The 10,340-nt window shown below is 67.1% G+C and carries 7 protein-coding genes and 1 tRNA gene; 3 read left to right on the top strand and 5 right to left on the bottom strand.

Going from position 1 to position 10,340, the window contains the following annotated elements; genetic code table 11:
- Positions 1-2 precede the first annotated feature (2 nt).
- From infB to rimP, 3 genes are all read right to left on the bottom strand, one after another.
- Positions 3-2,888 (bottom strand): translation initiation factor IF-2, encoded by a 2,886-nt coding sequence (infB, locus tag KAK03_RS11110; protein WP_210854016.1) that lies wholly within the window; start codon positions 2,886-2,888, stop codon positions 3-5.
- 61 nt (positions 2,889-2,949) lie between these two features.
- Positions 2,950-4,428, bottom strand: a complete 1,479-nt coding sequence (gene nusA / locus KAK03_RS11115) for a transcription termination factor NusA (RefSeq protein ID WP_210854017.1) — start codon at positions 4,426-4,428, stop codon at positions 2,950-2,952.
- Positions 4,425-4,970, bottom strand: coding sequence for a ribosome maturation factor RimP (gene rimP, locus KAK03_RS11120; RefSeq protein WP_210854018.1), 546 nt, complete (start codon positions 4,968-4,970; stop codon positions 4,425-4,427). The genes nusA and rimP overlap by 4 nt, the downstream gene beginning before the upstream one ends.
- A gap of 295 nt (positions 4,971-5,265) precedes the next feature.
- On the opposite strand from rimP, the gene fabI reads away from it, so the two are divergent.
- Positions 5,266-6,054 (top strand): enoyl-ACP reductase FabI, encoded by a 789-nt coding sequence (fabI, locus tag KAK03_RS11125; RefSeq protein WP_210854019.1) that lies wholly within the window; start codon positions 5,266-5,268, stop codon positions 6,052-6,054.
- Between the two features lie 15 nt (positions 6,055-6,069).
- On the opposite strand, the gene KAK03_RS11130 is transcribed toward fabI, so the two are convergent.
- Both KAK03_RS11130 and KAK03_RS11135 read right to left on the bottom strand, forming a co-directional pair.
- Positions 6,070-6,687, bottom strand: coding sequence for a diguanylate cyclase domain-containing protein (locus KAK03_RS11130; RefSeq protein ID WP_210854020.1), 618 nt, complete (start codon positions 6,685-6,687; stop codon positions 6,070-6,072).
- A 75-nt stretch (positions 6,688-6,762) separates the two neighbouring features.
- Entirely contained in the window at positions 6,763-9,018 is a 2,256-nt protein-coding gene (locus tag KAK03_RS11135) for an arginine/lysine/ornithine decarboxylase (protein ID WP_210854021.1), read from the bottom strand.
- Positions 9,019-9,131: 113 nt separating this feature from the next.
- On the opposite strand from KAK03_RS11135, the gene KAK03_RS11140 reads away from it, so the two are divergent.
- Together KAK03_RS11140 and KAK03_RS11145 are read left to right on the top strand one after the other, a co-directional pair.
- A tRNA-Ser gene (locus KAK03_RS11140) sits at positions 9,132-9,222 on the top strand.
- Between the two features lie 314 nt (positions 9,223-9,536).
- Complete coding sequence (locus KAK03_RS11145; protein ID WP_210854022.1) at positions 9,537-10,208, top strand: choice-of-anchor R domain-containing protein; 672 nt, start codon at positions 9,537-9,539, stop codon at positions 10,206-10,208.
- The last annotated feature ends 132 nt before the right edge of the window (positions 10,209-10,340 follow it).

Below are 10,340 nucleotides of genomic sequence, written 5' to 3' on the forward strand. Positions count from 1 at the left end.
GCTTACAGCGTGCGGGCGATCTCCTTGATTTCGTAGATCTCCAGCACGTCGCCTTCGTGGATGTCGTTGTAGTTGCGCAGCTTGATACCGCACTCGAAGCCTTCCTTGACTTCCTTCACGTCATCCTTCTCGCGACGCACCGATTCCACCTCGCCGGTGTAGATGACGATGTTGTCGCGCAGCAGACGGAACTTGGCGTTGCGGCGGACCAGGCCCGAGGTGACCATCGAGCCGGCCACGGTGCCGATCTTCGAGGCCACGAAGACCTTGCGGATCTCCGCCGTACCCAGCGCCTCTTCCTTCTGCTCCGGCGCCAGCATGCCGCCCATCGCCGCCTTCACCTCGTCCACGGCGTCGTAGATGATGTTGTAGTAGCGGATGTCCACGCCGTTGTGCTCGGCCACCTTGCGTGCATTGGCGTCCGCACGGGTGTTGAAGCCGATGATGATGGCCTTGGAGGCGACCGCCAGGTTGACGTCCGACTCGCTGATGCCGCCGACCGCCGCGTGGACGATCTGCACCTTGACCTCTGCGGTGGACAGCTTCAGCAGCGACTGGGTGAGTGCCTCCTGCGAGCCCTGCACGTCCGCCTTGATGATCAGGGGCAGTGCCTGCGCCGCTTCCTGGCCCATCTCGTTCATGATGGTCTGCAGCTTGGCGGCCTGCTGCTTGGCCAGCTTGACGTCGCGGTACTTGCCCTGGCGGAAGGTGGCGATCTCACGGGCGCGGCGCTCGTCGGCCAGCACCATGAAGTCGTCACCGGCCAGCGGCACCTCGGTCAGGCCCTGGATCTCGACAGGAATCGACGGGCCGGCCGCCTCGGTGGGCTTGCCATCCTCGTCCAGCATGGCCCGCACGCGGCCGTAGCTCGAACCCACCAGGACCACATCGCCCTTCTTCAGCGTGCCGGATTGCACCAGCACGGTGGCGACCGGGCCGCGGCCCTTGTCCAGGCGCGCTTCGACGACCAGGCCCTTGGCGGCCGCGTCCACAGGCGCGGTGAGCTCCAGCACCTCGGCCTGCAGCAGCACCTGCTCCAGCAGTTCGTCAATGCCCTGGCCGGTCTTGGACGACACGCCCACGAAGGGGCTCTCGCCACCGAAGTCTTCCGGCACGACCTGCTCGGCCACCAGTTCGCTCTTGACGCGCTCGACGTTGGCCTCGGGCTTGTCGATCTTGGTCATCGCCACCACGATCGGCACCTTGGCGTCACGGGCGTGGGAGATGGCTTCCTTGGTCTGCGGCATCACGCCGTCGTCGGCGGCACAGACCAGGATGACGATGTCGGTGGCCTTGGCACCGCGGGCACGCATGGCCGAGAAGGCCTCGTGACCCGGGGTGTCGAGGAAGGTGACGACACCGCGCGGCGTCTCGACGTGGTAGGCGCCGATGTGCTGCGTGATGCCGCCGGCCTCGCCCGCGGCCACCCGGCTGCGGCGGATGTAGTCCAGCAGCGAGGTCTTGCCGTGGTCGACGTGGCCCATGACGGTGACCACCGGCGCGCGCGGCAGCGCTTCGCCATCGGTGGCGGCGTGTTCTTCCTCGAGGAAGGCGTCCGGATCATCCAGCTTGGCGGCAAACGCCTTGTGGCCCATTTCCTCGACCACGATCATGGCCGTTTCCTGGTCCAGCTGCTGGTTGATGGTGACCATCTGGCCCAGCTGCATCAGCTTCTTGATGACCTCGCTGGCCTTGACCGACATCTTGTGAGCCAGGTCGGCCACCGAGATGGTCTCGGGGATGTGCACTTCCTGGGTCTGCGGCTCGGAAGGCATCTGGAAGTTGCTGCCGCGGTCGCCATCGCGGCTGTCGCCGCGGCGGCCGCCACGCGGGGCCTTCCAGCCGGCGCGACCGGCGTTGGTGTCGGGTCGGCCCTTGCCGGCCGGCGTGCCGCGCTTCTTGTCCTCGGCCCAGCTCGACGACAGCTTCTCGGACTTGACCGACTTCTTGTCACCCGGCTTGCCAGCGGTGGCGGTGGTCGTGGTGCCCGGGGCGCCCGGCGCGGCCTTGGCCTTGTGGATGGTGCCCTTGATGCCTTCCTTGTTGGCGGCAGCCACCGGCTCGACCGGCTTGGGCTCCTCCTTCTTGGCGACCATGACCTTCGCCTTGCGATTCATCATCTCGCGAATCTTGGCGGCTTCGTCCTCGGCGGCCTGCTTGCGCTTGGCCAGATCGGCCAGGCGCTTCTGCTCCTCGGCGTCCGCCGAGTTGCCCTTGACCAGACGCACGGTCGGCTTGGCCGGCTCGGCAGGCGCCGGTGCCGGCACCGGGGCGGGCGCAGGGGCAGGTGCCGGCGTGGTCACGGCGGCGGCGCTCTGCTGGGCCGCAGCGGCCGCGGCGGCCTGGGCGGCGGCCTCGGCAGCGGCGGCGGCCTCGGCGGCAGCGCGCGCGGCGGCAGCCTCGGCGGCGGCGCGTTCGGCGGCCTCGCGTTCCAGGCGCTCACGCTCCTCGCGCTGGCGGCGTTGCTCGGCCAGTGCTTCTTCCTGCTGGCGGATCAGCTCGACCTGGGCGCGGGCTTCCTCCTCGCGGCGGGCGAGTTCGGCGGCCTCCTGGGCGGCGGCGTCCTCGACCGGCGCGCCGGGCAGGTCATCGCGCTTGACGAAGGTGCGCTTCTTGCGAACCTCGACCTGGATCGTGCGGGCCTTGCCGGAGGCGTCGGCCTGCTTGATCTCGGAGGTCGACTTGCGGGTCAGCGTGATCTTCTTGCGCTCGCCGCTGGCGGTGCCATGCGAGGTGCGCAGGAAGTCGAGCAGGCGCTCCTTGTCGACTTCGGTCAGGGCGTCGTCGGCCGACTGCTTTGCCACGCCAGCCGACTGCAACTGCTCCAACAGCGTCGCGGCGGGCCGATTCAGTTCGGCTGCGAGTTGGGCGACGGTGGTCACTGCCATGCTTGTTGTTCCTTGAATTCTGGGGCCGGGTTCGGTAGGCGTGGTGCGGGGCGCGGCGGGTTCAGGCGTTGAACCAGTGTTCGCGCGCCTTCATGATCAGCGCCTTGGCCTGGGCCTCGTCGACCCCGGTCATCTCAGTCAGCTCGTCCACGGCCAGATCGGCCAGGTCGTCACGGGTGTGCACGCCGCCATCGGCCAGGCGGGCGATCAGGTCGGGGTTCAGTCCTTCCAGGTCGCGCAGATCCTGCGACACCTCGTCGACCTTCTCCTCGCGGGCGATTTCCATGGTCAGCAGCGCATCCTTGGCACGGGTGCGCAGCTCGGCCACGGTGTCCTCGTCGAAGCCCTCGATCTCGAGCATCTCCTGCAGCGGCACATAGGCCACTTCCTCGAGGCTGGTGAAGCCTTCCTGGATCAGCAGCTCGGCCACTTCCTCGTCGACGTCGAGCTTGTCGACGAAGAGCTTGCGCACCGAGTCGCTTTCCTCGGCCTGCTTGGCGGCCGATTCCTCGGCCGTCATGATGTTGATGCGCCAGCCGGTCAGCTCCGAGGCCAGACGCACGTTCTGGCCGCCGCGGCCGATGGCGATCGCGAGGTTCTCCTCGTCAACCACCACATCCATCGCGTGGCGCTCCTCGTCCACCACGATCGACTGCACATTGGCCGGGGCCAGCGCACCGATGACGAACTGGGCCGGGTCGTCGGACCACAGCACGATGTCGACGCGCTCGCCGGCCAGCTCGTTGGTGACGGCGGTCACGCGCGAGCCGCGCACGCCCACGCAGGTGCCGATCGGGTCGACCCGCTTGTCGTGCGAGACCACCGCGATCTTGGCGCGGCTGCCCGAGTCGCGGGCGCAGCTCTTGATCTCCAGCAGGCCCTGCTCGATCTCGGGCACTTCCTGGGCGAACAGCTCGACCATGAAGCCCGGCGCCGAGCGCGACAGCATGATCTGCGGGCCGCGCGCCTGGGTGTCGACGCCGAGGATGAAGGCACGCACGCGGTCGCCGGTGCGCAGGTTCTCCTTGGAGATCATCTCGCTGCGCTTGAGGCGGCCCTCAACGCGGCCCGACTCGACGATCACGTCGCCCTTGTCCAGGCGCTTGACGGTGCCAACCATGATCTTCTCGCCGCGCGAGAGGAAATCATTCAGCAGCTGCTCGCGCTCGGCGTCACGGATCTTCTGCAGGATCACCTGCTTGGCGGCCTGGGCACCGATACGGCCGATGGGCACGGACTCGATCGAGGTCTCGATGTAGTCGCCCTCTTCCAGCTCGGCGATCTGCTCGCGGGCTTCCGAGAGCAGCTCTTCGGCATCGGGATTCTGCAGACCGGCGGCATCAGGCACGACCAGCCAGCGGCGGAAGGTCTCGTAGTCGCCGGTTTCGCGGTCGACGGTGACACGGATGTCCACCTCGCCCCCGTGGAGCTTCTTGGTCGCGGAGGCCAGCGCGGCTTCCACCGCACCGAAGACGACCTCACGATCCACGCTCTTTTCGCGCGAGATCGCGTCCACCAACATCAGCATTTCGCGGTTCATTCTTGTTGACCTCCGTCAGTCGTATCGGCTGGCGCTGCGGGCGCCGGGGCCGCCTTGCGGCGCCCCTTGAAATCAAGCACCGGCACCAGCCGGGCCTCGCGGATTTCATCGAAGCTGAAGTCGAGCGCCTGCTCGACCTTGCCTTCGGTGAACACCAGGCGCCAGCCTTCGCCCGCATCGGCGGCCAGCAGCGTGCCCTGGTACTTCTTGCGGCCCTGGAAGGGCAGCTTGAGGGTGATCTGGACCAGCTGGCCGGTGAAACGCGCGAAATGCGCCGGCGTCTTCAGCGGCCGGTCCAGCCCCGGCGAGGAGACCTCGAGCCGGGCGTAGTCGACGTTTTCCACCTCCAGCAGGTACTGCAGCTGGCGGGTCACCGCCTCGCAGTCCTCCACCGTGACGAATTCGTGCTCGCCGGTGGGATAGCTCTGGCCCGGGATGCGATCAATGGTGACGCGCAGCAAGCCCCCTGCCGAACGCTCCACGTCGACAAGTTCATACTGCAGTCCGGTCACTGTCTTCTCGACAGCTTGCATCCAGTTCATCAGGGCCAGCAATCCTTTCCGTTCGCCCCGCACGGCTGGCAGACCCTTTGCCCACCCGCCGCCGGACACTCTCCGCCCGCCACCTGCGCCCTCCGGTATGCTGTGCCACACAGCCACCCGGACAGCCCACTTGGTGCTCAAGCAAAAAAAATGGGCTGGAAGAATCCGCCCACCCGTGCAAATCTAGCGAAAGTCGGATTGTAGCCTGAGCTTTTGACCGCTTCAAGACGCCTGCACCGATTCGCGCATGCCATGCCAGAATCGCGGGCTTGAGAACACCGATTTCGGAGCCACCATGGGATTTCTTGCCGGCAAACGTCTCTTGATCACCGGCCTGCTGAACAACCGCTCCATCGCCTACGGCATCGCCAAGGCCTGCCACCGCGAAGGCGCGGAACTCGCCTTCAGCTACCAGGGCGAGCGGTTCAAGGAACGCATCACCGACTTCGCCAAGGAATTCGGCTCGGACCTGATTGTCGAGATGGACGTGGCCAGTGATGAGCAGATCGCCCAGGCCTTCGCCACGCTGGGCGAGCGCTGGGGCCAGTTCGACGGCTTCGTCCACGCCATCGCCTTCGCGCCGCGCGAGTCGATCGGCGGTGATTTCCTCAATGGCCTGTCGCGCGACGCCTTCCGCGTGGCCCACGAGATCTCGGCCTACAGTTTCCCGGCCATGGCCAAGGCGGCGCTGCCGCTGCTGCGCCCCAAGGCCTCGCTGGTGACCATGTCCTACCTGGGCGCCGCACGCCGTGTGCCGGATTACAACACCATGGGCCTGGCCAAGGCCTCGCTGGAGGCGTCGGTGCGCTACCTGGCGTACTCGCTGGGCGACAAGGACATCCGCGTCAATGGGGTGTCGGCCGGCCCGATCAAGACCCTGGCCGCCTCAGGCATTGCCAACTTCGGCAAGAAGCTCAGCCAGTTCGCCGAGCACGCGCCGCTGCACCGCAACATCACGATCGACGAGGTGGGCAATGCCACCGCCTTCCTGCTGTCCGACCTGGCTGGCGGCGTGAACGCCGAGATCCTGTATGTCGACGGTGGCTTCAGCCACATGACGCCGGGCGGCGGCGAAGGCGAGTGAGCCAGCCGGGCCGGGTCAGCGCAGCACCACGCTGACCCGCTCACCGCGCCCCAGTCGGGGCGCCGCGTTCTTCAGCGCCAGTTCGCTGCGGGCGAGGGCCGCGCTCAGCGGCTCGTCCAGCGGGGCACTGCTGGCGCCGACATGCACCGAGATCGGGATCAGACTGCCCTGCGGGCCTTCGCGCAGCTCGGTGGCCTGGGCCACGGCGCGCAGGCGCTCGCCGATCATGCGCAGGTCGCGCGGATCCAGCGGTGGCAACACCACCATGAAGGCGCCGGCCGCCCAGCGGCCAATCAGGTCGCCCTGGCGGATGCCCCGCCGCAGCGCCATCGACAGCGTCCGCACCGCGGACTCGGCCACCGTCACGCCATGCTGCGCCACCAGGGCCGGCGTGTCGTCGAACTCGATCAGCAGCAGGCCCATCGGGCGGGTGGCGTCGCGCTGCCGTGCCCGCACCTGCAGCGCCAGCGCCTGGGCCAGCAGGCCCTCACGGTCCGGCAGGCCGGTCAGCGCATCAGTGGCCAGCAGGCCGGCGGCTTCGTCAACCCCGCGTCGCCACCAGCGGCGCCACCAGGCCGAGGCCGGTCGGGCCAGGGGGTTGTCGAGTGCGGTGGTCCAGCGAGCGGCTTTCATGCGGGCGTTGCCTGGCCCACCCGTGTGGCAGGCCTGTGAGGCCTGCTATCGGCCGTTCAGCGGCCGGCTTGAGCCTCAGCGCACGCAGTCGACGAAGTAATACATCCGGCCATCAGGCCCCTGCTCGGCCACCAGACCATGCACGTCGGCGCCGAAGCCCGGGAACTGGGCATTGAACTCGCGCGTGAAGCGCAGGTAGTCGACCACCTTGCGGTTGAAGCGCTCGCCCGGGATGACCAGCGGAATGCCCGGCGGGTACGGCGTCAGCATGGCGGTGGTCACACGGCCTTCGAGCTGGTCGACTTCGACGCGCTCGGTGTTGCGGTGGGCGATGCAGGCGTAGGCGTCGCTGGGCTTCATCGCCGGCTCCAGCTCGGTCAGGTAGACCTCGGTGGTCAGGCGGGCGATGTCGCCCCGGGCATAGGCCTCATGCACGCTCTGGCACAGATCACGCAGGCCCATGCGCTCGTAGCGCGGATTGGCCTGGCAGAACTCCGGCATGATGCGCCACAGCGGCTGGTTGCGGTCGTAGTCGTCCTTGAACTGCTGCAGCGCGGTCAGCAGCGTGTTCCAGCGGCCCTTGGTGATGCCGATGGTGAACATGATGAAGAACGAGTACAGGCCGGTCTTCTCGACCACCACGCCGTGCTCGGCCAGGAACTTGGTGACGATGCTGGCCGGGATGCCTGTGTCGGCAAAACGTCCGTCGACATCCAGCCCGGGCGTGATCAGCGTGGACTTGATCGGGTCCAGCATGTTGAAGCCCTCGGCCAGCTTGCCGAAGCCGTGCCAGGTCTCGTTGGCATGCAGCAGCCAGTCTTCGGGCCGGCCAATGCCCTCTTCGGTCAGGCGGTCCGGGCCCCAGACCTGGAACCACCAGTCCTGGCCGTACTCCGCGTCGACCTTGCGCATCGCGCGGCGGAAGTCCAGCGCCTCGCGCAGGCTTTCCTCGACCAGCGCGGTGCCGCCCGGCGGCTCCATCATCGACGCCGCGACATCGCAGCTGGCAATGATCGCGTACTGCGGCGAGGTCGACGTGTGCATCAGGTAGGCCTCGTTGAAGAGGTGCCTGTCCAGCTTCTGCTCCTGCGCGTCCTGCACCAGCACCTGGGAGGCCTGGCTGATGCCGGCCAGCAGCTTGTGGGTGGACTGCGTGGCATACACCAGCGCCTGCTTGGGGCGTGGGCGCCCCTTGCCCATGGCGTGGAAGGTGCCGTAGAACTTGTGGAAGGCGGCGTGCGGCAGCCAGGCCTCGTCGAAGTGCAGCGTGTCCACCCAGCCGTCGAGCTTGGCCTTGATGGTCTCGGTGTTGTAGAGCACGCCGTCGTAGGTGCTCTGGGTGACCGTCAGGATGCGCGGCTTGACCTTCTTGGCGTCCACGCCCTTGAGCAGCGGATGCCGGGCGATCTTCTTCTGGATCGAGGTCTTGCTGAACTCGCTCTCGGGGATCGGGCCGATGATGCCGTAGTGGTTGCGCGTGGGCGTCAGGAACACCGGCACCGCACCGGTCATGATGATCGAGTGCAGGATGGACTTGTGGCAGTTGCGGTCCACCAGCACCACGTCGCCGGGCGCCACCGTGTGGTGCCAGACCATCTTGTTGCTGGTGCTGGTGCCGTTGGTGACGAAGAAGCAGTGGTCGGCATTGAAGATGCGCGCCGCGTTCTTCTCGCTGGCCGCCACCGGGCCGGTGTGGTCCAGCAGCTGCCCGAGCTCTTCCACGGCGTTGCACACATCGGCGCGCAGCATGTTCTCGCCGAAGAACTGGTGGAACATCCGGCCGATCGGACTCTTCAGGAATGCCACACCGCCCGAATGGCCCGGGCAGTGCCACGAATACGAGCCATCCTGCGCGTAGTCCATCAGCGCGCGGAAGAACGGCGGCGCCAGGCCATCCAGGTAGCTCTTGGCCTCGCGGATGATGTGGCGCGCCACGAACTCCGGCGTGTCCTCGAACATGTGGATGAAGCCGTGCAGCTCGCGCAGGATGTCGTTCGGGATGTGCTGGCTGGTGCGGGTCTCGCCGTACAGATAGATCGGGATGTCGGCGTTGCGAAAGCGGATCTCGCTGATGAACTTGCGCAGGTTCAGCACCGCCGGGTCCAGTTCGGGGCCGGGGGTGAACTCCTCGTCGTCGATCGACAGGATGAAGGCGCTGGCCCGGCTTTGCTGCTGGGCGAACTGGCTCAGGTCCCCATAGCTGGTGACGCCCACCACCTCGAAGCCCTCTTTCTCGATCGCCTCGGCCAGCGCCCGGATGCCCAGACCCGAGGTGTTCTCGGAGCGGAAGTCCTCGTCGATGATGACGATCGGGAAGTTGAAGCGCTGCATGGGCTCGTCCGGTGGGCCAGGGGAAAACGCGAAGCGCGAAGTGTAGGGCCGATCGATGACGATCCCGAGCGGCCAGCCGTCGATCCTGGGCTAGAATGCGCGGCTGTCCCTGCGGAGGGATGGATGAGTGGTTTAAGTCGCACGCCTGGAAAGCGTGTGTGGGTTAATAGCCCACCGCGGGTTCGAATCCCGCTCCCTCCGCCAGTCACGGCCATCAAGGCCTGCCATGGGGGCCGCCGCCGCACTGTCCACGCTCCCGAACCCGGTTGAGCACCAGAGTTGGACAGTGGCCACGCCAGCGTGGTGCGCGGCCACGATGCGGCTCAAGGAGAGCTGATTTCCCGCACAGCGTCAATCCCACATCGGGAAAGCCAGGAGGCCTGCCCGTCGGGGGTCAGACGACGTACAAACGGGGCTTGGCAATGTTGTTCGGTGCCCTGCCAGACCTGCTACCCGCGGGTTCGGGCCCGTTGTCCTCTCACGGCCGACCCTCAACGGCCAAGCAAGCGGAGATCAGCATGGAATACAAGTTCAAGTCCCTGGCCCTGGCGGCCGCCCTGGCCCTGTCGGGCGTCGCGATGGCCGGCCCGGTCAAGAGCGCTGGCGGCAAGACCGCTGTCCTGCCGGTGACGGCCCAGGCGGTGCTTTACTCGCAACTGGCGAACGATGCCGCCAACGCGATCACCTCGCAGGACTTCGAGTCCACCTTCGACGCCTATGACAACCGCGCTGCTGACGACTTCAGCGTACCGGCCGGCCAGAAGTGGAAGGTCTCGGAAGTGTTCGCCCCTGGCGCGTACTTCAACGGCACCGGCCCGCTGGTGTCGGCCAATGTGACCTTCTACAAGGACAAGGGCGGCAAGCCGGGCAAGGTCGTGGCTGACTTCCCGCTGGTGCCGGTGACCAACGACGCCTCTGGCTCGATCACCGTCACGCTGCCGACCGCCGTCACGCTGAAGGAAGGCACCTACTGGGTCTCGGTGCAGGGCCAGATGGACTTCTTCGTGGGCGGCCAGTGGGGCTGGGAAATCAACACCGCGCCCACCGGCTACAACGCCATGTGGCAGAACCCGGGCGGCGGCTTCGGCACCGGCTGCGACAAGTACTCCGACATGAACACCTGCCTGGGTCAAGCCGCCGGCGACATGATGTTCGAGCTGCGTGGCAAGGCGAAGGCCGTCACCCAGTGATGGCTGGCTGAGCTGAACGCAAAAAGGGGCGCCTCGCGGCGCCCCTTTTTTCATGGTGGTGACCCGAAGGATCAGCGCACCACGGCGATCTGGTCGCGATTGCCACCCTTGTAGGTGTACAGCGTCAGCGCG

The organism is Ideonella alba, from assembly GCF_018069845.1.
Classification (GTDB): domain Bacteria; phylum Pseudomonadota; class Gammaproteobacteria; order Burkholderiales; family Burkholderiaceae_C; genus Ideonella; species Ideonella alba.